Annotated in this window: 19 protein-coding genes; 8 read left to right on the forward strand and 11 right to left on the reverse strand. The window is 72.1% G+C overall.

The features are described from left to right. Nucleotides 1–36 precede the first annotated feature (36 nt). Both ABT381_RS17920 and ABT381_RS17925 read right to left on the reverse strand, forming a co-directional pair. Nucleotides 37–870 (reverse strand): ABC transporter permease, encoded by an 834-nt coding sequence (locus tag ABT381_RS17920; RefSeq protein WP_351594705.1) that lies wholly within the window; start codon nucleotides 868–870, stop codon nucleotides 37–39. Further along, nucleotides 867–1,835, reverse strand: coding sequence for an ATP-binding cassette domain-containing protein (locus ABT381_RS17925; protein WP_351594708.1), 969 nt, complete (start codon nucleotides 1,833–1,835; stop codon nucleotides 867–869). Before ABT381_RS17925 ends, ABT381_RS17920 begins: the two co-directional genes overlap by 4 nt. Nucleotides 1,836–1,972: 137 nt before the next feature. On the opposite strand from ABT381_RS17925, the gene ABT381_RS17930 reads away from it, so the two are divergent. After that, entirely contained in the window at nucleotides 1,973–2,734 is a 762-nt protein-coding gene (locus ABT381_RS17930; protein WP_351594711.1) for a TetR/AcrR family transcriptional regulator, read from the forward strand. Nucleotides 2,735–2,797: 63 nt separating this feature from the next. On the opposite strand, the gene ABT381_RS17935 is transcribed toward ABT381_RS17930, so the two are convergent. Beyond that, a complete protein-coding gene (locus ABT381_RS17935) occupies nucleotides 2,798–3,847 on the reverse strand; it encodes a hypothetical protein (RefSeq protein WP_351594714.1) in 1,050 nt (349 codons plus the stop codon). Between the two features lie 75 nt (nucleotides 3,848–3,922). Here ABT381_RS17935 and ABT381_RS17940 point away from each other — a divergent pair, with 75 nt between their 5' ends. Continuing rightward, the gene (locus tag ABT381_RS17940) at nucleotides 3,923–4,609 is read left to right on the forward strand and encodes a GDSL-type esterase/lipase family protein (RefSeq protein WP_351594717.1); all 687 of its coding nucleotides are present in this window, start codon (nucleotides 3,923–3,925) and stop codon (nucleotides 4,607–4,609) included. Nucleotides 4,610–4,614: 5 nt separating this feature from the next. On the opposite strand, the gene ABT381_RS17945 is transcribed toward ABT381_RS17940, so the two are convergent. Next, nucleotides 4,615–5,076 (reverse strand): VOC family protein, encoded by a 462-nt coding sequence (locus tag ABT381_RS17945; protein WP_351594720.1) that lies wholly within the window; start codon nucleotides 5,074–5,076, stop codon nucleotides 4,615–4,617. 34 nt (nucleotides 5,077–5,110) lie between these two features. Further along, nucleotides 5,111–5,524, reverse strand: a complete 414-nt coding sequence (locus ABT381_RS17950; RefSeq protein WP_351594723.1) for a hypothetical protein — start codon at nucleotides 5,522–5,524, stop codon at nucleotides 5,111–5,113. Between the two features lie 120 nt (nucleotides 5,525–5,644). Between ABT381_RS17950 and ABT381_RS17955 the strand changes: the two genes are divergently transcribed. From ABT381_RS17955 to ABT381_RS17965, 3 genes are read left to right on the forward strand one after another with little or no spacing between them, the layout of a single operon-like run. After that, entirely contained in the window at nucleotides 5,645–6,421 is a 777-nt protein-coding gene (locus ABT381_RS17955) for a helix-turn-helix domain-containing protein (RefSeq protein ID WP_351594726.1), read from the forward strand. After that, a complete protein-coding gene (locus ABT381_RS17960) occupies nucleotides 6,418–6,624 on the forward strand; it encodes a DUF397 domain-containing protein (protein ID WP_351594729.1) in 207 nt (68 codons plus the stop codon). The genes ABT381_RS17955 and ABT381_RS17960 overlap by 4 nt, the downstream gene beginning before the upstream one ends. Further along, complete coding sequence (locus tag ABT381_RS17965; protein ID WP_351594732.1) at nucleotides 6,606–7,604, forward strand: aldo/keto reductase; 999 nt, start codon at nucleotides 6,606–6,608, stop codon at nucleotides 7,602–7,604. Before ABT381_RS17960 ends, ABT381_RS17965 begins: the two co-directional genes overlap by 19 nt. A 181-nt stretch (nucleotides 7,605–7,785) precedes the next feature. Here the strand turns inward: ABT381_RS17965 and thpR are convergent, their stop codons facing one another. From thpR to ABT381_RS17980, 3 genes are all read right to left on the reverse strand, one after another. Further along, the gene (gene thpR, locus ABT381_RS17970; protein ID WP_351594735.1) at nucleotides 7,786–8,358 is read right to left on the reverse strand and encodes an RNA 2',3'-cyclic phosphodiesterase; all 573 of its coding nucleotides are present in this window, start codon (nucleotides 8,356–8,358) and stop codon (nucleotides 7,786–7,788) included. A gap of 114 nt (nucleotides 8,359–8,472) precedes the next feature. Further along, nucleotides 8,473–10,014: an MFS transporter gene (locus ABT381_RS17975; protein ID WP_351594738.1), complete on the reverse strand. Its 1,542-nt coding sequence runs from the start codon at nucleotides 10,012–10,014 to the stop codon at nucleotides 8,473–8,475. A gap of 135 nt (nucleotides 10,015–10,149) precedes the next feature. After that, nucleotides 10,150–10,587 carry a MarR family winged helix-turn-helix transcriptional regulator gene (locus tag ABT381_RS17980; protein ID WP_351594741.1) on the reverse strand — a complete coding sequence of 146 codons (438 nt, stop codon included), beginning with the start codon at nucleotides 10,585–10,587 and terminating at the stop codon, nucleotides 10,150–10,152. Nucleotides 10,588–10,729: 142 nt separating this feature from the next. On the opposite strand from ABT381_RS17980, the gene ABT381_RS17985 reads away from it, so the two are divergent. Continuing rightward, a complete protein-coding gene (locus tag ABT381_RS17985; RefSeq protein ID WP_351594744.1) occupies nucleotides 10,730–10,918 on the forward strand; it encodes a ribbon-helix-helix protein, CopG family in 189 nt (62 codons plus the stop codon). A gap of 27 nt (nucleotides 10,919–10,945) precedes the next feature. Here the strand turns inward: ABT381_RS17985 and ABT381_RS17990 are convergent, their stop codons facing one another. Next, complete coding sequence (locus ABT381_RS17990; RefSeq protein WP_351594747.1) at nucleotides 10,946–12,418, reverse strand: NCS2 family permease; 1,473 nt, start codon at nucleotides 12,416–12,418, stop codon at nucleotides 10,946–10,948. Between the two features lie 253 nt (nucleotides 12,419–12,671). Between ABT381_RS17990 and ABT381_RS17995 the strand changes: the two genes are divergently transcribed. After that, nucleotides 12,672–12,953 (forward strand): DUF2530 domain-containing protein, encoded by a 282-nt coding sequence (locus ABT381_RS17995; RefSeq protein WP_351594750.1) that lies wholly within the window; start codon nucleotides 12,672–12,674, stop codon nucleotides 12,951–12,953. Nucleotides 12,954–12,994: 41 nt separating this feature from the next. Beyond that, entirely contained in the window at nucleotides 12,995–15,406 is a 2,412-nt protein-coding gene (locus tag ABT381_RS18000) for an HAD-IC family P-type ATPase (protein ID WP_351594753.1), read from the forward strand. A gap of 25 nt (nucleotides 15,407–15,431) precedes the next feature. Here ABT381_RS18000 and ABT381_RS18005 read toward each other — a convergent pair whose 3' ends face one another. Together ABT381_RS18005 and ABT381_RS18010 are read right to left on the reverse strand one after the other, a co-directional pair. Beyond that, entirely contained in the window at nucleotides 15,432–18,689 is a 3,258-nt protein-coding gene (locus ABT381_RS18005) for a sacsin N-terminal ATP-binding-like domain-containing protein (protein WP_467754464.1), read from the reverse strand. Nucleotides 18,690–18,925: 236 nt separating this feature from the next. After that, on the reverse strand, nucleotides 18,926–19,972 hold the full coding sequence (locus ABT381_RS18010) for a DUF3027 domain-containing protein (protein ID WP_351594756.1): 1,047 nt from the start codon (nucleotides 19,970–19,972) through the stop codon (nucleotides 18,926–18,928). Nucleotides 19,973–20,480: the final 508 nt, after the last annotated feature.

Here is a 20,480-nt window from a genome sequence, read left to right on the forward strand (position 1 = left end):
GGCCCCCGGATCATGGCAGTGGGGCGCGGCGGGCGCTCACCGGCTCAACCGCTGGAAGCGGCGCACCGCCAGCGGCAGGAAGACGACGGTGAGGACCACCGGCCAGAGTCCGGCCATCAGCAGGGCGTGCTGCTCCACCCAGGAATCGCCGCTGCCCACCGGCGTACCGAACAGCTCCCGAGTGGCCGCGGCCGTCGACGAGATCGGGTTCCACGCCGCCACGAAACCCAGCCAGTCCGGCATCAGCCGGGGCGCGACGAAGACGCTGGAGATCATGGTCAGCGGGAAGGCGACCGCGAACAAGCCGCCCGCCGCCTCCGGGTTGGGTACCAGCAGACCGAGCCACACCCCCAGCCAGATCAGCGCGCACCGCAGCCACAGCAGCAGTGCGAAGGCCCCGATGAAGGCAAGGCCGCCGTCGGGCCGCCAGCCCATGGCGAACGCGGTGAGCATCAGGATCGTCAGCTCGGCGCAGGCGACGACGAGGTCGGTGACACCACGCCCGGCGACGACCGCGGACGGTGCCATCGGCATGGAGCGGAACCGGTCGATGACGCCCTTGGTGGAGTCGTGGACCACCGTCGCCGCCGTGTTGATGAACCCGAAGGCCATCGTCATCACGAACATCCCCGGCATCAGGAAGTCCTGGTAGTCCCCACCGCCGGGCACCCTCATGGCGCTGCCGAAGACATATCCGTACAGCAGCACGGACAGGATCGGGAAACCCAGTTGCCAGGCGATGCCGACCGGCTGGCGCTGGTAGTGGGTGAGGCCGCGGCGTACGACGTTCCAGCAGTCGGCGAGGGCCCAACGGATGCGGGAGACCTGGCCGTCGGGCTCGTGCCCGGTCCGCAGCTCGACGGTGCTCATGCGGCCGCCTCCTCGGTCTCGGTGCGGTGACCGGTCAGGCGCAGGAACACATCGTCCAGGCTCGGCCTGCGCAGCCCGATGTCCTCGACCGGTACGCCTTCGTCCTGGAGGGTGCGCGCCACGTCGGTGAGGGCGGCCACGCGGTCGGTGACCGGTGCGTGCACGCGCAGCTCGGTACCGTCCGTCTCCGGTTCGCCGTCCGCGACCCGGGCGACCACCTTCACCGCCCGCGGGATGTCGCCCCGCTCGGCGACCACGACCTCGATGCGGTCGCCGCCGATCCGGTCCTTCAGCCCGTCCGGGGTGTCGTCGGCGATGGCCCGGCCCTGGTCGATGACGGTGATGTGCGAGGCGAGCCGGTCGGCCTCCTCCAAGTACTGGGTGGTGAGCAGCACGGTGGTGCCACCGGCCACCAGCGCCCGCACGGAGTCCCAGACCTCGCCGCGGCTGCGGGGGTCGAGGCCGGTCGTCGGCTCGTCGAGGAACAGCACGGCCGGAGCGAGGATCATGGACGCGGCGAGGTCCAGCCGTCGCCGCATGCCACCGCTGTACTGTCCGACCCCCTTGTCGGCGGCGTCCGTCAGGCCGAACTGTGCCAGCAGCTCCGCCGCGCGCCGCCGGGCCCGGCGGCCGCCCAGGTGGAAGAGGCGGCCGAACATCTCCAGGTTCTGCCGGCCGGTCAGCACCTCGTCCACGGCCGCGTACTGCCCGGTCAGCCCGATGCGCCCGCGCACCGCACGCGGCTGCCGCGCCACATCCAGGCCCGCCACCCGCGCCCGGCCGCCGTCCAGTCGCACGAGCGTGGACAAGATGCGCACGGCGGTGGTCTTGCCCGCGCCATTGGGGCCGAGGAGGCCGTGGACGGTGCCGCGCCGGACGGCGAGGTCGAGGCCGTCGAGCGCGCGCTTGCCGCCGTACTTCTTGGACAGGCCCTCCGCGAGGACGGCCGCTTCCGCTGTTGTCACAGGCTCCCCTCCGTACTCCACGAAACGGGCACGCCGCCCGGCGAACCGAGTGCGGCGCACCCTCTTCCGCGTACACCGTACTCTATTTCGCGTACGGCGTACCCAGTTTTTCTTCGACGGCCTACGATGGCGGCACCATGACCACGACAGAACACAGCGGCAGCGGTGATGTCTCGCGCAGCATGGAGCTGCTCTGGGGAACCGGCGAGCGCCGCAGCCGCGGCCCGAAGCCCGGCCTCACCCTCGACGCGATCGTGACCGCCGCGGTGGCCGTCGCCGACACCGACGGGCTCGCCGCCCTCTCCATGCGCCGGGTCGCCTCCGAACTGGGCGTCGGCGCGATGTCCCTGTACCGCTACATCCCCGGCAAGGCCGAACTGCTCGACCTGATGCTCGACAAGGTCGTGGAATTCGACGCGCCCTCGCACCCCGCCCCGGAAGCGGGCTGGCGCGCCGCCCTGACGGCCGTTGCGCACGGCAGCCGACGGCTCTACCACCAACACCCCTGGCTGCTCCAGGTCGACCAGGCCCGCCCGCTCCTCGGCCCGAACGCCTTGGACGGCCTGGAGTACGCGCTGGAAGGCCTGGCCGGCACCCGGCTGAGCGGCCGCGAGAAGATCCACGTCCTGGTCGCCCTCGACGGCTTCGTCACCGGCGTCACCCGCGTCGAGGTGAATTCCGCCCAGGCCGAGAAGCGCAGCGGCGTCAGCGACGCGGACTTCTGGAAGGCGCAGGAGCCCCTGCTCAACCGAGCGATGAACAGCGGGCGCTACCCCCAGCTGGCAACGCTTCCGGCGGACGCGTTCGACGACGCCGGTGGCGACATCTTCGAGCTGGGACTCGACCGGCTACTGGACGGGTTCACGTCGTTCATCGAAGGCCCGGCCACCCCGGAGTGACCAGGAGGCACGCCGCGCCCGCTGAGGCAGGCACTGCCTCAGCCGCGGCGGCCCGGCGGTCGGTCAGTCGCGGCGGCCGCGCCTGCGGAGGGCGAGGACGGCCGCCACGGCGAGGCCGATGACGACGACGCCGGTGACGACCGGGCTGCCCTTCTCCGAGGAGTCGGAGGAGTCGGAGGAATCACCGGAGCCGTCCGTACCGTTCGAACTTCCCGAGCCGTTCTTGTCACCGCCGCCCGGAGTGCCGGAGTGGTCGTCGCCGGGCGCCTTCTCCGGGAGCTGCTCGCCGCTCAGCCCGACCGGCCGCACCTCGCTGTTCGCCCCCTCCGAGCCGAACATCAGCGACCGCCCGTCCGCCGTGAACGTGACCGACTCGCCCTGCCCCTGTATCGGTACGCCGACCGCGCCGAGCTCCGTCGGACGGCCGTTGTGCCAGCGGTACATCCGCCCCCCGAAGTACCCGCGCAGCATCAGCCGGGTGCCGTCCGGCGAGAAGGCGCCGTCGGTCACCCACAGATCGACGCCCGCGACGCGCCGGAAGACGTTCGGGCCGGACGTGCTCAGCCGGGCCGGGCCCGCGTAGAGCGCGCCGTCCCCGTCCTCCTTCTTGTCGGCGATGTAGACCCGGCCGGTCTTCGGATCGACCATCATCGCCTCGGCGTTCCGCGCCCCGTCCGCGTACTTCACGTCGTACTGGGTCGCCGTCACGGTCTGGTCGCGCAGCTGCTTCGGCTCGGGGAACCGATAAATCCACACGTGGTCCCAGGACCCGTCCAGGTTGTCCCCGATGTCGCCGACGTACAGGTCGCCGTCGGGCCCGATCGAGATCGCCTCCACGTCCCGCGGATCGCCGACCCCCCGCATCGTGACAGTGGCGACCGTCCGCCCGGTCGCGGAGTCCACGGCATAGACATACGGCCCGTCATCACTGTCGTTGTGCGTCCAGTAGATGCCCGGGTGGGCGCGGCTGGCGGCCAGCCCGCTGGACTCGGTGATCCGCTGATCCTTGATCGTGAACGGTTCCGGCTCGGCGGCGGGCGCGGCCACGGCAGTGGCGGCCGACGCGACCAGCAGGACCCCCGCGGCACCGGCCGCACACAGAAGCGAACGCATGCCCCAAGCCTCCCATCCCCGGCGAGTGTCCAGCGTCACCTACCGGCACGCCCGGCGATCGGCGAAGATGGCCGAATGCGGATCATGTTTGTCGGCGACTCGATGACGGTCGGGAGCGCCGGCGATTACACCTGGCGTTACCGCATGTGGCAGCACCTCAACCGCACGTACGGCGGCCCGTACCGCATCGTCGGCCCGCGTGACGCGCTGTACGACATCCCCAAGGCCGAGCCCGTCTCGTACGACTACGGCGACCCCGACTTTCCCGAGCGCGCCCGCCGCCATCTCGCCGGATGGGGCGAGGGCTGGCTGCACATGGCCCCGCTCATCGGCGAGGCCGTCCGCGCGCACAAGGCCGACACGCTCCTCGTCTCGCTCGGCCTCATAGACCTCGGCTTCTACACGGACGCGGACCAGACCGCCGAGAACGCCCGCCGCTTCCTCGCCGAGGCGCGGGCCGCGCGGCCGCGCGTACGGGCCGTACTCCTGCCTGTCATCCCCAACATCCGGGCGGCCGGGGACCCCGACTTCGCCGCGCAGTGCGACCGCTTCAACGAACTACTGGCCAAGGCCGTCGCCGACCTCTCCACCCCGATGTCGCCGCTGCTCCTCGCGTCGCCCCCGGAGGACTACTCCCTGGACCGCGACACGTACGACGGCACGCACCCCTCCCCCTCCGGCGAACACCTGCTGGCCGCGGCCTTCGCCGACGCGATGCACCAGGCGTGGGACGTGGGCGCCCCGTACGAACCGGCGTCCTGAGCCGCCTACCCCCGGAGCAGTTCGTTGCCCCGCCGGGCGACCTCCTCCGGCGAAAGGTCCTCGACCTGCGTCAGGAAGACCCAGACGTGCCCGAAGGGGTCCTTCAGCATGACGGTCCGGTCGCCGTAGAACATGTCGGTGGGCGGCTGGAGCGACTCCGCGCCGGCCGCCACGGCCCGGCGGTACAGCGCGTCGACGTCCTCGACGTACACGTGCAGCCCCACCGTCGTACCGCCCGCCTTCCGCGGGTCGAGAAATGCGCCGCCGTCCCCGTCGCCGACCATGAGGACCGAATCGTCGATCCGGATCTCGGCGTGCAGGATCCGTCCGTCGGGCCGGGCGATGCGCATGACCTCCTCGGCTCCGAACGCGGTCGCGTAGAAGGCCATTGCCTCGGCGGCGCCGTCGATCATGATGTGCGGGACGGCGGCGTAGCGGTAACGGCCGGGAATGCGGATGCTGGTCATGACGGCGACGCTACGACCTCAACTCCGCTTGAGGTCAAGACGCGCCCACCCGCGCGACCATCTCGTGCAGCAACCCCGCCTCCACGAAGGGCGCTTCGGCGCACGGCAGCGAGCGCCACTCCAGTGGCCAGGTGTTCCCGTACAACGCCGGCACCCCCACGAATGCGGCCTCCCGGCCGCCCCTCCCGAGATCGCGCGCCCCGGGCGGCCAGACGTATGCGGCGGCGCTCTTCGGCGGCAGCAGGAAGTACGAATACCGGCCCCCGGTCGCGGTCCGCACGATCGGCCCGGCCCGGAAATCCGTGAACTGCATGATCTCGAAGGCGACTTGCTCGCCGGTGAAGTCGGCGATCCGGATGGCGTCGAAGTGGACGCCGACGTGACGAAGCGCGTGCCCGGTGGCGGGCAGCCAGTCAGGTACGAGATCGGGTGAGATTCGTCGGTTCATGCGTCAGACGATTGCGCTCGCGAGTTCACTGTGACCAGTGCCACACGGGAGTGGTGAAGTGCAGTGAATCAAGGGGAGGGTGCTGTGCACAGCAGTGGAAACGGCTCCGCTAATAGGCGGATGTTCGGAGCGATGCTGCGCTTTTTCCGCGAGCAGGCGGGGCTGACGCAGGAGGCATTGGGCAGACGGGTGGGGTTCTCCAAGTCCCAAGTCGCCATGGTGGAACGGGGAGACCGGCCTCCGAAGGGGGACTTCGCCCCACTGGCGGACGACGCGGTGGGCGCCCGAGGCGCGCTTCTGGTGGCCGCTGAGCAACTGCACGTCAGTCATTTGCCGACGTGGACCGAGGAATACGCGGAGGTGGAGGCCGAAGCTGTCGCCCTGCACACGTACCAGAATCACGTCATCCCGGGACAGCTCCAGACCGGCGCCTACGCGCACGCGGTCTTCAACTGCCACTGCCCTCCGCTCAACGATGACGAAGTCAACGCACGGGTCGCCACGCGGCTGGACCGCCAGAAGCTGATCCGCCGAGAACCGGCGCCGGTCATCAGTTTCGTACTGGAGCAGATCGCCATCACCCGTCCCTTGGGAGGTCCGTCCGTGCTCAAGGAGGCGCTGCACCACATCCTGGACATCGCCCGCCTCCGCAACGTCGAGATCCAGGTGATGCCGCCCACTCGGCAGACGCACGCGGGACTGAACGGCCCGATGATCCTCTTGGAGACGGCCAAGCGGCGGCAGCTCGCCTACGTCGAAGGACAGAGCGGAGGCTTTTTCGTAGACGAACAGCCCGACCTGGGCGATCTGTTCGCACGGTATGGCATTCTGCGAGCTCAGGCTCTCAGCCCCGAAGACTCCGCGGAACTCATCGAACAGGTGGCACGAGGACTATGAACTGGTTCAAGAGCAGCTACAGCGGCGACCAGGGCGAGTGCATCGAAGTCGCAGTCGCCCCCTCCGCCATCCACGTCCGGGACTCCAAAGACATAGCGCGTCCCTCCCTCACCGCCTCCCCCGACTCCTGGGCCGCGTTCATTCACTTGATTCGAGTGGACTCCAAGGCGTTGGCTGAGGGGTCATGGAGTACACGCAGCTAGGACGTACCGGGCTCAAGGTCAGTCGACTCGTTCTCGGGACGATGAACTTCGGGCCGCAGACCGACGAGGGCGACAGTCACACGATCATGGACGCCGCGCTGGGCGCGGGCGTCAACTTCTTCGACACCGCCAACGTCTACGGGTGGGGCGAGAACAAGGGCCGTACGGAAGAGATCGTCGGGTCCTGGTTCGCCAAAGGCGGGGGCCGGCGTGACAAGGTCGTGCTGGCGACCAAGGTCTACGGGAACATGGCGCCGGACGGCGACACCGTGTGGCCCAACCACGACAAGCTGTCCGCCGTGAACATCCGGCGGGCCGTGGACGCCAGCCTCAAGCGGCTGGGGACCGAGTACATCGATCTGTACCAGTTCCATCATGTGGACCGCGCGACGCCTTGGGATGAGATCTGGCAGGCGATCGACGTGCTCGTGCAGCAGGGGAAGATCCTGTACGCGGGATCGTCCAACCATGCCGGGTGGCACATCGCGCAGGCCAACGAGACCGCCGCGCGGCGCGGTTCGTACGGGCTGGTCAGCGAGCAGTGTCTGTACAACCTCGCCGAGCGGCGGGCCGAGATGGAGGTCATTCCGGCAGCCGAGGGCTACGGGCTCGGGGTGATCCCGTGGTCGCCGCTGCACGGCGGGCTGCTGGGCGGCGCCATTCGGAAGGAGAGGGAGGGCGGCGCGGCGCGTTCGACCTCGGGACGGGCCGCCGACACGCTCGCCGATCCGGCCGCGCGGGCGCAGATCCAGGCGTACGAGGACGTCGTGGCCAAGTACGGGCTGGAGCCGGGCGAGGTCGCGCTGGCGTGGCTGCTCACCCGGCCCGGCGTGACGGGGCCGATCGTCGGGCCGCGTACGACGGACCAGCTCGCGTCGGCGCTCCGCGCCGTTGAGCTGACGCTGCCGGACGAGCTGCTGCGGTCGCTGGAGGAGATCTTCCCGGGGCCGGGGCCGTCTCCCGAGGCGTTCGCCTGGTAGGCCGCCCCGCACATGTCGTACGGCGACGGCGCGGCCGTCACTGAAGGGCGGCCGCCACGATGACGACGATCAGCAGCACAGCGAGCAGGCCGGACATGATCCGGTTACGGGTCTTGGGATCCACCCTTTGAGCGTAACCGGACGGCGGGGCGAGCCCGCAGGCAGTACCGCCCGGCCCCGCTCAGTGGCCCAGCGGCCACGTCGCCACCGTCTCGTACCGGGGCTGTTCGCCGGGGACGCCGGAGGCGGGGAGGTTGCTGCGGACCAGGGCCAGCTCGGCCACCTGCCACTCCGCGCTCTCGTACGCGGCGAGCGCGTCGACGAAGGGGGCGAGGTCCACCCGGGCCTCGCCGCCCCGGTGGCGCGCCAGCGTCAGGTGCGGGGTGTAGCGGCGGTGCTCGCCCACGTCTACGCCGGCCCGGCGCGCCGCCGCCCCCGCGGAGTCCGCGAGGTGCCGCATCGGCTCGCGGCCGCCGGCCGCGCCCGCCCACAGCACCTTGTGGTCGAACCGGCCGCTGCCGCTGATGCGCAGTGGGAACGGGGGGTGGCGGTGGGCCGCACGGGCCAGCCGGGTGTGCAGCTCGGGGAGCAGGTCCTCGGCGACCTCGCCGTAGAAGGCGAGCGTGAAGTGCCAGCCGTCGCGGCCGGTCCACCGGAGGCGCTCCGCGCCGGGCAGCCGGTGCAGGGCGGCCGTCTCTGCGGCCAGCCCGTCGATTGCCGCCTGGGGCGGGAGGACCGCCGCGAAGAGTCTCATGCGGTTATTTTCGCGTGTGCGGCGCCGCTGGGGCCGTTCGCGCAGTTCCCCGCGCCCCTTCAGGGGCGCGGGGAACTGCGCGAGCAACCACGACGAGTCCGCAGCCGGCGACGCTCACACCGCGGCAGCGACCCGTTCCCGGGACGCGCCTTCGCGCGGTACGAACGCGAGGTGCTGGTGACCCCGGCGGAGGTCGATCTTCAGACGCAGACCCCCGGCGCGGGCCAGGAACAGGCCCACCCCCACCGCCGCAAGCGCGGAAATCGCGCCGCCCGACAGGAAGCCGATGCGGGCGCCGTACGCGTCCGTGATCCAGCCGACCAGCGGGGCGCCCAGCGGGGTGCCGCCCATGAAGACCATCATGAACAGGCTCATCACGCGGCCGCGCATCGCGGGGTCGGTCGCCAGCTGGACGCTGGAGTTCGCGGTGACGTTGATCGTCAGGCCGCACATCCCGATCGGGACCAGGAGCACCGCGTACAGCCAGAACGTCGGGGCGAGCGAGGCCGCGATCTCCAGGACGCCGAACGCGAGGGCCGCGCCGACCAGCAGCCGGAGGCGGGACGTGCCGCGCCGGGCCGCGAGCAGCGCGCCGGCCAGCGAACCGGCCGCCATCAACGTGTTGAGCAGGCCGTACGTGCCGGCGCCCGAGTGGTAGACCTTGTCGACGAAGGCGGTCAGCCAGATCGGGAAGTTGAAGCCGAAGGTGCCGATGAAGCCGACCAGGACGATGGGCCAGATCAGGTCGGGGCGCCCCGCGACGTAACGCAGGCCCTCGCGGAGCTGGCCCTTGCCGCGCGGCACGACCTTGCCCTGGTGCAGCTCGGAGGAGCGCATCATGAGCAGGCCGACGATCGGCGCGATGAAGGACAGGCCGTTGAGCATGAAGGCCCAGCCGCTGCCGACGGCGGTGATCAGCACGCCGGCGACGGCGGGGCCGACCAGCCGCGCCGACTGGAAGTTCGCGGAGTTCAGGCTGACGGCGTTGCGGATGTCGTCGGGGCCGACCATCTCGGAGACGAACGACTGCCGCGCCGGGTTGTCGACGACCGTGACCAGGCCGAGCAGGAAGGCGACGAGGTAGACGTGCCAGACCTGCACCTGTCCGGTCAGCGTCAGCACCGCGAGGGCGAGTCCCGTGAGGCCCATCGCGGCCTGGGTGAGCAGGAGCAGCTTGCGCTTGGGCAGCCGGTCGGCGATGACACCGCCGTACAGCCCGAAGAGCAGCATGGGCAGGAACTGCAGGGCCGTCGTGATGCCGACGGCGGCGGAGGAGCCGGTGAGGCTCAGTACCAGCCAGTCCTGGGCGATGCGCTGCATCCAGGTGCCGGTGTTGGAGACGACCTGGCCGGTGGCGAAGAGACGGTAGTTGCGGATACGCAGCGAGCTGAAGGTGCCCTTGGTGCGCTGGCCACTCTTGGCGCCCTTGATGCGCTGGGCACTCTCGGCGTCCTTGGTGCGCTGGGCACTCTCGGCGTCCTTGGTGCGCTGGGCACTCTCGGTGCCCTCGCGCGGCTTGGCGGCAGCGGCAGCGGGCGCCGCAGCAGCAGGCGCGGCGGCAGGCGCCTGGGGCGCGGGGGCGGCGTGGGTCGCGCCGGTCGCGTGGTCGTCGTGATCAGGTGCGGGGGCGGAGTCTGCTCCGGATCCCGTACTCAAAGTGGGTTCGCCTCCTCGGCGGTCGGTGGCTGTGCTTCGGTGGCTTCGGCATCGGTGGTCCCGCTCCCCGGGTCGGCGGCTCGCCGCGCGCGGTACGTACGCGCTTCAGCGGTACGTACGCGCTTCACGTACGCGCTACAAGTGCGCGAGCTTTTCCAGTACGGGCGCGGCGGCCCGGAGCGTGGCCCACTCGTCCTCGTCCAGGCCGGAGGCCAGCTCGGCCAGCCAGACGTTGCGCCGGCGGCGGCTCTCGTCGAGCATCGCCTCCGCCTGCTCGGTCTGCGTGACGACCTTCTGGCGCCGGTCGTCGGGGTGCGGCTCCAGTCGGACCAGTCCCTTGGCTTCGAGCATCGCCACGATGCGGGTCATCGACGGCGGCTGGACGTGCTCCTTGCGGGCCAGCTCACCAGGGGTGGCGGTGCCGCAGCGCGCGAGGGTGCCCAGCACCGACATCTCGGTGGGGCTGAGCGATTCATCGACCCGCTGGTGCTTGATCCGGCGGGAGAGGCGCATGACGGCGGACCGCAGCGCGTTCACGGCGGCAGCGTCGTCACCGAGGGACAGTTCCGGCATGTTTGTTAGCGTAACTCATTACTCTCGCTAAAGAAAGTCGAGAGTTTCCGGTCTTCCTGCATCAGCCACTCATCACCCATACGGGTGAGCTGTTTCCGGAAAGTGACGCGCCGGGGCCACTCCTGCGAGGACCGTTGACCGCATGGGATCGAGAGTGCTCAGCCTGCGCGTCGACGGTGAGCTGCTGGAGCGCATCGGACAGCACGCGGCCAAACGCGGCATGAGCGTCCAGGATTACGTGATCCGGACGCTCATGCGCGAGGACTTCGACGAACGCTTCGCGACGTCGGTCGAGGAGACGGAGCGGTTCTACGCCGCGCCGCCGATATAGCGGGAGGCCCGCTTTGTGCTCGTACCGCTACTTCAGACCCAGTGCCTGCTCGATCGGGTTGAGCAGGAAGTACACCAGGAAGCAGAGGCCGACGACGTCCAGCAGCCAGGGGATCTCCTTGAAGCGGCCGGTCGCGGACCGCAGCAGGATGAAGGCGAGGACGCCGATGCCGATGCCGTTGGTGATGCTGTAGGTGAAGGGCATCGAGACGATCGTCAGGAACGCCGGGATGCCGACGGTGGCGTCACTCCAGTCGATCTCGCGGACGTTCGACGCCATGATCAGGAAGCCGACGACGACCAGGGCCGGGGTGGCGGCCTGCGACGGGACGACCGTGGCGAGCGGGTTGAAGACCAGCGTGAGCAGGAAGAGCCCGCCGGTGACCACGTTCGCCAGGCCCGTACGGGCGCCCTCGCCGACACCCGCCGTGGATTCAACAAAGCAGGTGTTGGCCGAGCAGGAGCCGAGGCCGCCGCCCGCGACGCCGATGCCGTCCATCATCAGGATGCGGCCCATGCGCGGCAGCTGGCCGTTCTTGTCGGCCAGCCCGCTCTCCTCGCCGACGCCGATGATCGTGCCCATCGCGTCGAAGAAGCCGGAGAGCAGCACGGTGAAGACGAAGAGGCAGCCGGTCAGCAGGCCGACCTTCTGGAAGCCGCCGAAGAGGCTGATCTGACCGACCAGGGAGAAGTCCGGCGTGCCGACGACCGCGTCCGGGATCTTCGGGACGGCCAGGCCCCAGGCGCTGTCCGGAAGGCCCGCGACGGTGTTGATGATGATCGCGACGACGGTCATGGCGACGATTCCGATGAGGATCGCGCCCTTGGTCTTCCGCACGGTCAGGATGAACATCAGCGCCAGGCCGAGCACGAAGACCAGCACCGGCCAGCCCTGCAGCTGGCCACCGGTGCCGAGGCCGAGCGGCACGGTGGTGTGCGCCGAGTCCGGGTTGCGCGAGACGAAGCCGGAGTCGACCAGGCCGATCATGGTGATGAACAGGCCGATGCCGATCGCGATCGCGCGCCGCAGCCCGTTGGGGATGGCGTCCATGACGCGCTGCCGCAGGCCGGAGGCGACCAGGATCATCAGCACGATGCCGGCCCAGACGACCATGCCCATCGCGTCCGGCCAGGTCATCTTGGGCGCGAGCTGGAGCGAGACCAGCGCGTTGATGCCCAGTCCGGCGGCGAGCGCGATCGGGACGTTGCCGATGAGGCCCATCAGGACGGTGGTCAGGCCCGCCATCAGGGCGGTGGCAGTGACCAGCTGGGCGTTGTCCAGGTGGTGCCCGTGCATGTCCTGGCCGCCGGCCAGGATGATCGGGTTCAGGATCACGATGTAGGCCATCGCGAAGAAGGTGGCCAGTCCGCCGCGTACCTCACGGGAGACCGTGGAGCGGCGTGCGGAGATCTGGAAGAACCGGTCGAGACCGTTCTTGGGCTCGGGCGTGGCGCCGGCCGGGGAATCGGCGTCGGCCTGAGTGGTGGCCGGGGTGGGCATCGGTGAGACCTCAGTTGTACGGGCCTGTGACGGGCCTGGGAGGCGCGGCAGCCCGGGAGCCGGGCCACGCAACGATCGGATCAGGTTTGTTCTATCAGACGACAGAAACCGGTCAGATCCGGAAAGGTTCAGTATGAAACAACAAATGCATGATCGCTATCTCCGCGCGTAGACCTTTGGGGCGACTGGGGTGCGAGGGGTCCGCGGAGGTGCCTGGAGAAGCCGGGCGGTCGGTCGCCGTAAGCTTGCCCGTATGTGGAAGAAGTCCGAACTGCGCGAGGCGCCCGCGCCCCTGGAGGGGCCCGTCGTCGCCACCATCACCGGCGGCACCGTCATCTGGTTCGTCCTCTTCCTGGCGCAGCTCCCCTTCTACGACTGGTTCGCCGACCACAAGAACACGTGGTGGGTATGGACCTGCCTGGCCGGCGGCCTCCTCGGGCTGCTCGGCATCTGGTACGTCCGCAAGCGCGACGCGGCCATCAAGCGGGACGCGGCGGAGCGGCGCACCGCCGCCGCGACCACACCGGACGCCTGATCAGCGGGTGATCCGGGCACGCTGCCCGTAGCGTCGGACGCATGACGGAACGGGCGCAGCCCCCACAGCCCCCACAGTCCGCCGACCGGTACTCCGCGCTGGCGCCCGCGCGCGCCCACGGCGGGCTGACCGCCGCCGAGGTCGCGGAACGGGTGGCCCGCGGCGAGGTCAACGACGTTCCGGTACGGTCCTCGCGCTCCGCCGCCGAGATCGTCCGCGCGAACGTCCTCACCCGCTTCAACGCCATCATCGGCGTCCTCTTCGCGGTCATCCTGGTCATCGGCCCGATCCAGGACGGCCTCTTCGGCTTCGTCATCGTCGCCAACACCGGCATCGGCATCATCCAGGAGCTGCGCGCCAAACGGACGCTGGACCGGCTCGCCGTCGTCGGCGAGTCCCGGCCGACCGTACGCCGCGACGGCACGGCCGCCGAGGTCCCCTCCTCCGAGGTCGTCCTCGGCGACCTCATCGAGCTGGGGCCCGGCGACAAGGTGATCGTCGACGGCGAGGTGGCCGAGGCGGACGGGCTGGAGATCGATGAGTCGCTGCTGACCGGCGAGGCCGACCCGGTACTGAAACGGCCCGGCGACCCGGTGCTCTCCGGCAGCTTCGTGGTCGCGGGCGGCGGCGCCTTCACCGCCACGAAGGTCGGCCGCGCGGCCTACGCTGCGCAGCTCGCCGAGGAAGCCTCCCGCTTCACGCTCGTCGACTCCGAGCTGCGCAGCGGCATCAGCATGATCCTGAAGTACGTCACGTGGATGATGGTCCCGACGGCGATCGGACTCGTCCTCAGTCACCTCTTCACGCTGAACATGGGCGGTGACGACGCGGTCCGGCGGATGGTCGCCGGGATCGTCCCGATGATCCCCGAGGGCCTGGTGCTGCTCACCTCGGTCGCCTTCGCCATCGGCGTCATCCGGCTCGGCCGCCGGCAGTGCCTGGTCCAGGAGCTGCCCGCGATCGAGGGCCTGGCCCGCGTGGACGTGGTCTGCCTGGACAAGACCGGGACGCTCACCGAGGGCGGCATGGACGTCAGCGAGCTGCGGCCGCTGCACGGCGCCGACGAGGAGTACGTACGGCAGGTGCTCGGCGCGCTCGGCGAGTGCGACCCGCGGCCGAACGCCTCGCTGCAGGCGGTCATCGACGCGTACCCGGCGGACGACGCCTGGCGCTGCACGGAGTCGCTGCCGTTCTCCTCGGCCCGCAAGTACAGCGGCGCGTCCCTCAACGGGCCCGACGGCGAGAGCACGAACTGGCTGCTCGGCGCCCCCGACGTGCTGCTCCCCGAGGGCGACGGCACGCTCGCCGAGACCGACGACCTCAACTCCCGGGGTCTGCGCGTCCTGCTGCTGGCCCGTGCGGAACGCGAGCCGGCCGACCCCGCCGTGACCGAGCACCTCACCCCCACCGCGCTGGTCGTCCTGGCCCAGCGGCTCCGCGCGGACGCCCCCGAGACCCTGCGGTACTTCGCCGAGCAGCGGGTCCGCACGAAGGTGCTCTCCGGGGACAACGCGGTTTCGGTGGGTGCGGTCGCCGCCGAACTCGGCCTGCCGGGGGCGGAGAGCCCCGTGGACGCCCGCCGGCTGCCCGACGGGCCGGATGCGCTGGCCGGGGCGCTGGAGGACGGTACGGTCTTCGGCCGGGTCACCCCGCGGCAGAAGCGCGGCATGGTCACGGCCCTCCAGTCGCGCGGCCACCACGTCGCGATGACCGGCGACGGCGTGAACGACGTGCTGGCACTGAAGGACGCCGACATCGGCGTCGCGATGGGGTCCGGGAGCGAAGCGACTCGGGCTGTCGCCCAGATCGTGCTGTTGGACAACAGCTTCGCTGCCCTCCCGGCGGTCGTCGCCGAGGGCCGCCGGGTCATCGGCAACATCACCCGCGTCGCGACGCTCTTCCTCACCAAGACGGTGTACTCCGTCCTGCTCGCGCTGCTCGTCGCCTGCTGGCAGATCCCGTACCCGTACCTGCCGCGCCACCTGACGCTGCTCTCCACGCTGACGATCGGCGTACCGGCCTTCTTCCTGGCCCTGGCGCCCAACAAGGAACGGGCGCGCCCGCACTTCGTACGGCGCGTCATGCGGTACGCGATCCCCTCCGGGCTGATCACGGGCGCCGCGGCGTTCACGATGTACCTGCTGGCCCGGAGCCACTACTCCGGGCCGGACGCGCTGCGGTCCGAGACCAGCGTGGCGACCCTGACGCTCTTCCTCACCGCGCTCTGGGTCCTGGCGATCATCGCCCGGCCGTACACCTGGTGGCGGATCGGCCTGGTCCTGGCGATGGGCGCGGGCTTCCTCGTGGTCCTCGCGGTCCCCTGGCTCCAGTCGTTCTTCCAGCTCAGGCTGGTCGGTACGACGATGCCGTGGGCGGCCGTGGCGATGGCGGCGGCCGCCGCCGCGGCACTGGAGATCACCTGGCGGTGGCTGGGCCGCCGGACGCCGGGCTGAGAGCCTGTGACACAGGCTCTGACGGTCAGTCGAACCAGCGGGCCCGCGCCAGCTCCTCCGTGCGCGTCGGGTCCTCCAGCAGCGCCGCCACCTCGAAGCGGCGCGGCCACTGGCCGGTGGCCCAGGCCAGCCCGGCCGCCACGCCCTCGAACGTCGCCGCGTGCACCGTGCCGTCGGCGGCGCGCCGCCAGTCCAGCTCGGCGTCCCCGGTGTCGGTGGTCACCAGCAGTTCGTCGTGCTCGACGTACGTGCCGGGCGTGTCCGGGCCGAGCAGCGCGCGTACCGCGTCCGGCACCTCGCGCACGGTGCCCTCGGTGCGTACTTCTGCGGGGAACTCCTCGCTCAGCCGCCGTACCTGGAGCAGCTCGGCCAGCGCCGCGGCCTGCGCAGGGCGCACCGGCAGCAGCGGCCGGTCCCCGGCGAGCGGCAGCAGGTCGGGCGCGTCCGCGATGACCGCGTCGGCCGCGTCCACCACCCGTACCGCGTCCCCCACCACGGCCCGCAGCTCGTCGGGCAGCGTGACCTGTTCGGGGTCCAGCCCGGCCAGCTCGCCGTACAGCGCGTGCAGCTGAGCGGCGCTCACCTCGGCGTCCTCGTCGGCCAGCCGGGCGAGCAGCTCGGCGGCGCCGCCCGGCTCGTCCAGCAGCGCCGCGACCGAGGTCCGCACGCCCAGCGCGCGCAGCACCTGCGCGTCCACGTCGCCGGCGTCCGCCGCCTCGTACAGGCCCGCGAGCAGCGGGTCGCCGCCCGCAGCCCGCAGCCCGGCGGGCCGCCGGCCGTCGAGCACGGGCTGCCCGCGCAGCCACCACGCGGCGTACGGACGCACGGTCTCCGTCGTGCCGTCCGGGAGCAGTACGCGCACCGGAGCGGTCAGCGCGTCCCGCAGTGGCGGGCGCGACAGCATGGCCAGCACCTGCGGCCAGGCGTCGTCGTCGACCAGGTCCAGGTCCCGTACGGCGACGATCTCGGTGGCGACCGGCGGCACGGGTGTCTCGGGCAGGCCGTCGAGGACGTCCTCGCACCACACGTCCACCGCGTCCAGCAGGCCGACGTCGTCCGGCTCGGCGAAGTCGCCGTCCCGGGGCTCCAGCTCGTCCGGGTCCAGCACCACGTCCTGGGCGCGGACGAGCGCGAAGTCCGCGAGCACGCCGACGGCGGTGAGCGGCTGCTCGCCCCAGCGCGCGGCCAGCTCCTCGTCCACGCGGGCCAGTTCGCCGGACCGGATGACCCGCTCGAACGCGCTGTCCGGATAGACCAGCTCCCCGGCCGGGGCCGGCTCGCCGTCCTCGTCGGGCAGCGCGAGCGCGCCCAGCCACGGCTCGTCGCCCGGCGCGAGACCGGCGTCCCGGACCAGTCCGAGCACGGCCTCGGCCAGCTCCTCGCCGCTGAGGGCGCCGCCGGGACCGTCCGCCGTCTCCTCGTCGAAGACGTCGTACTCGTCCTCGGCCGCCTCCAGGGAGTGCGCGACGGCCGCCCGCACCTGAGGGGTCTTCAGTACCGCGCGGGGCGTGGCGGGCACCGCGCCCAGCTTCTCCAGCAGCGGGTGCACCGCGTCCGGGTGCGCGACCTTCAGGCCGAGGCGGGCCAGCGTCCGGTGCCGGGCCTCCGTGTCCGGCCGGTCCTCGCGGACCGGCAGCAGCACCTGGCGGGGCCCGATCGTCGTGCGGCCGTCCGCGAGGGGTACGGGCAGGCCGCTGAGGCGGTCCGGGTCGGTCCCGGCCAGCGACTCGTACAGCCGCCGCCACCAGGACGGCGTGCGCTCCACCCCGGCCAGCCGGTCGATGATCTCGCCCAGCGGCACCCGGGCCACGCCCAGCGCGCGCAGCTCGGGCCGCCGCTCCAGGCCCGCGGGCAGCAGGCTGGGGAAGAGCTCGGCCAGTACGGCGACGGTCTCGGCGCCCGCGCCCTCGGCCAGCTCGGCCTCGACGGGGCGCAGCACGTGCGGGCCCTCGGGCTCGGTGCCCAACGGCTCGTCGGCCTCGGGCCACGTGCCGAGCGCGCGGTCGGCCTCGCGGCGCAGCGCGGCGCCCGTACCGGCGCTGGGCAGGAACGGCACCCGGGGCAGCCGCTCCAGGACCAGGCGGCGCAGCTCGCCGTCCAGGCCGCCCTTGCCCAGCGGCCCCGGCACCAGGTCGATGGTGCCGACGGAGACCGGCTCCCAGTCGCGCAGGAGGGTGGCGTAGGTGTCGGCGGCGCGCTCGGCGAGGAAGTCGGCGAGCGGGCCCGGCGCGACGTGGCGGCGGGTCGGTTCCAGCGGGAGTGAGGCGATGAGCAGCGCGGGCAGGCCGAGCGGCTCGTCCGTGGGGGTCGGCGCGTGCACGACGGGCGCGGTGGCCGGACGTACCGGCTCGCCCTCGGCGTCCACCGGCACCGCCCAGGTCACCGACCAGGCGGGCCGCAGCCGCTCCTCGACGGGGCGGTCGGCCAGCAGCGCGGGCTCCAGCGGGCCGCCGTCGGTGGCCACCCGCCAGCGCGCCGTGCCGCGGGCGCTGTCCTCGACGACGACGTACGGGCCGTCCTCGCCGCGCCGCAGCTCCCGTACGCCCTCCGGGGTATCGATCACCACCTCGGCCAGCCCGGGCAGGGTCAGCAGCAGCGCGTCGTCGACGGCGGTCAGCAGACGGCGCGTCAGATCCTCGGCGGCGCCGTCCCGCAGCGGCAGCACCACCGCGGTGTCGTACCCCTCCGGTGCGCTGCCCTCGGCGGGCAGCGGCAGCCGCAGCAGCGGCACGTGGCCGTCCCGGCGCCGCAGCTCGTTGCCCAGTCCTGGACTGTGGGCCGCGACGTCCATGGCCAGCGTCCGCGCCTCGGTCAGCGACCAGCGCACGCCGCCGGTCCGTCCGATCACCGCCGGTTCGTCGCTCACCGCCAGTACGGCCGCGAAGCCGACGCCGAAGCGGCCGACCGCGCCGCTCGACGCGTCGCTGTCCCGCTTGGCGGAGGCGCGCAGGGTGGCGAGCGATTCGACGCCCGTGGCGTCCAGCGGCGCACCGGTGTTGGACGCCACGAGCACGGCGTGCTCGCCGTCCTCGCCGGGATGGAGGGTCAGCCGCAGCCGCCCGGGGACGCCGGCGCGGGCCGCCGCGTCCGCCGCGTTCTGCGCCAGTTCGACCACGAGCCGGTCGCGGTAGCCGCCGAGCGCGAGGTCCTCCTCGGCGTTGGCGTCCTCCCGGAACCTGGCCGGGGAGCCGGCCCAGGCGTCCAGCACACCCCGCCGCAACCGCGCGGCTCCGAAGGGGTCCGCACCATCGACGGGATTCCGGACGGTCGCCCTACGGCTCACGACTGCTCCCTCGCACACAGCTTCCCGCCCCGCGGCGGCTTCACGTGTCATTCTTCCGCCTCGGGTGCCCCGGGTACGGCCGGGGTACGACACGCCACGTCGGCGTGGCACGAACGGGGCCGGAATCCGGCGCCCCGGTGTGCGTCAGGAGTGTGCGGGCCCCGGCTGTGCGGGGGCCCCGGCTGTGTGCGGGCCCCGGCGGGCTCAGCTGTGGCCGAGCAGCTCCTCGGCCGGTATCAGCTGTGGCCGAGCTCCTCGGCCGGCTCGCCCTCGGAGACCGAGCCGCTCGTGCGGTCCGGGCGCAGCGGCATCGGCTCGACGACCGTCTCGTCGATGACCGGCGGCGCCGGGCGCGGCGGCTTGGGCATCACGGCGGCCTCGGAGTGCCCGCCGCAGCCGTACGCCAGCGACACGACGCGGCCGTCCGCCGGGGAGAACTCATTCGCGCAGACGCCGAACGCCTGCCGCAGCGAGCCGGCGAGCGGTACGAAGAAGCCGCAGCTCATGCAGGCGGCGGGCGCGGCCTGCGCCATCGGGGTCTTGGCGCCGTACGCCTCCTCCCAGCGGTCGGCTGCGGTGTGCAGGCCGTACCGGGAGAGCACCCGGGCGCGGCCCAGGCCCAGCTCCTCGGCGACCGCGGCGATGCTGCCGCGGGCCGGCGCCGTCGCCTGCTGTGCGGGGGTGCCGGCGATGACGTCCGCGTCCTCGGCCTCGGCCAGCTCGGCGAGCGGGCCCCTGGCTGCTTCTGCGGCCTCGGCGGCCTGCGTGGCGTCCTCGGCCCCGGGGGCCCGTGCGAGCCGCGCCGCGTCCGCCAGGTCCACCGCTGTCGGGCCCGCCGCCTCGGCGTCCGGCGAGCCGGGCGCGACCGGCGACACGCCCACGCCGCCGTTGTCGCCGAAGGTCTCGTCGGCGGCGAACCCGGGCTCCAGCCGCAGGTCGTCCGCCTCCGTGGGCAGCAGGTCGCCCGGGCCCATGTCGCCGGGGCGCAGCCGCTCGCTCCAGGGCACCCACTCCGGGGCCAGCAGCGCGTCGGGCCCGGGCAGCAGCACCGACTCGTCGAGCGTGACGACCTTGGCCCGGGAGGCGCGGGCGACCGTGACGGCCCAGCGCCAGCCGCGGTAGCCCGGCTCCTTGCATTCGAACAAATGGGTGACGACTCGGTCCCCGTCGGCCACGGCGTCGACGTGCTCACCGACCATGCCCGGCAGGGCGGCCTCCTCGGCCGCCGCACGGGCGAGTTCGACGGCCTCGGCGCAGAGGCGGTCGGGCGTACGGCTTCGCATCGCAGCACTCACAAGAATCGATTCTCTCTTCCACGCCGTCTCACGAGCGCGCCGGCCGGAGCCGTCCTGAACCTGTTCGGACGACCGACGGGCCGGGGCGGGCGGAGCGGACCTGGGGACCGCGTCGACGTCCGCGCCCGATCAGCCCTCCAAAAGCAGCGCACCTCTACGAACCATTCTGCGGGATCGTGGCAAGGCGCGCGGCCAAGAGCGACCGCCGGTGGCGCGCTACACACGCTACCCCTTCAATCGTGTACGACCCCCCGGCGGGAGCGGCAAATGTCACCGGCAGCCGCCACTGGCCCCTCCGCCGGGCCCTCAGAACCCGGGCAGGAACCCGTGGAAACTCATGGAAACTGCCATCAGTTGGGCGAGTTGAGGCAGCGTTTGGGGCAGTATGACGACGTGGCCGCCGTCAGGGCATCGACCAAGGGCAGGGGCGGCCCGGCCCGTGGCGCGGGCCGGGCCGCGGGGCGCGCGGGCCGAGATCGGAAGAGCGGCGGGGAGG

The organism is Streptomyces sp. NPDC000151 (assembly GCF_040301705.1).
Taxonomy (GTDB): domain Bacteria; phylum Actinomycetota; class Actinomycetes; order Streptomycetales; family Streptomycetaceae; genus Streptomyces.